The organism is Cupriavidus sp. HPC(L), assembly GCF_000307735.3.
GTDB lineage: Bacteria > Pseudomonadota > Gammaproteobacteria > Burkholderiales > Burkholderiaceae > Cupriavidus.
Map to the genome: position 1 here is coordinate 1 of NZ_AMPR02000386.1, position 1,313 is coordinate 1,313.

The 1,313-nt window shown below is 71.4% G+C and carries 1 protein-coding gene; it reads left to right on the plus strand.

Going from position 1 to position 1,313, the window contains the following annotated elements; translation table 11 throughout:
- Positions 1-415: 415 nt before the first annotated feature.
- The coding region (locus B551_RS18225) for a DUF1254 domain-containing protein (protein ID WP_023264727.1) at positions 416-1,313 on the plus strand (898 nt) is incomplete at its 3' end.

Below are 1,313 nucleotides of genomic sequence, written 5' to 3' on the forward strand. Positions count from 1 at the left end.
GCGCGCCAGGCGCACCTGGCGCACCTGGTGCGAAACCCGGCTCGCCGGGCGCCGGTCAGCCCGGTTCCAGGGCCCCGGCCAAGCCGGCCGCGACGGAACCACGCTACCACCCGCATCTGCATCACCGCTGATCGCTGGGCCAGTGGGGCCATTGGGTCAGTGGGTCAGTGGGTCAGTGGGTCAGTGGCTCAGTGGCTCAGTGGGCTACTGGGGGCTGACCGTTGGTCCGCCGCCGGGTTCGCGCCCCCGGGCGCGTGCCGTGGTCCCACGGTGCGAAGATCGACCGGCCGCGGCGTGCGGACGCCACACTGTCGTTGACAACCCCGGCCCAGGCTATCCATCATTCTGGTCGGAAAAGAAGGCGCCCCGGATCGGCATTTGCCGCCGGGGACAGCCGCACAAGAAGGAACGGGAAATGATGCAGTGGATACGCCTGGTGGCGGGCGCGGCGGGAGTCGCCGCGCTGTTGGCGGGGTGCGCGGCGGTGCCGCCCGACGAGTCGCCGATGCGGGTGGCAGTACAACCGACGCGGGACGACGCCCGCGCTCTGGCCGTCGAAGTCTATACCTACGCCTATCCCCTCGTGCTGACCGATGTCACGCGCGACGTCATGGCGGCACGGGCCGCGGCCGGTGCGGCCGGTCAGACAGCCGTCAATACCTTTGTCCACCAGCGCGGCGCGCCGCGCCCCGGGGCCTCCGACATCGCGAGCCCGGACGCCGACACGTTGACCTCGATCGCCTGGCTCGATCTGTCGCGCGGGCCGGTCGTGCTCAGCGTGCCGGATACCCAGGGCCGCTACTACACGATCCAGTTGCTGGACGCCTGGTCCAACGTGTTCTCCGCGTTGGGCAAGCGGACCACCGGCACCCAGCGCGGCAACTATGCGATCGTCGGTCCGGACTGGACCGGCGCCTTGCCGGCCGGCGTGCGCGAGATCCGCTCTCCGACCGCGATGGCATGGGCGGCGCTCCATATCCAGGTCGACGGCAAGCACGATCAGGCGGCCGCGCAGCGGCTGCGGAACGGCTACCGTCTGACGCCGCTGGCAGCCTGGCCGAATGGCCGCCGCGCCTTGCCGGCGGTGCCGACGATCCCGCCGGCGGCGGTCGACCTGGAGACGCCTCCGGTCGAGCAGGTCGCCGCGATGGACGCGCAGGCGTTCTTCAACCGCTTTGCCTCGCTGCTGCCAGCCAACCCGCCGACCGCGGCGGAGGAGGGCATGATGCAGAAGGTACGCGGGCTGGGCATCGTGCCGGGCGCCCCGTATTCGACCACCGTGCTGGAACCGGAAACGGCGCGCGCGCTGCAGG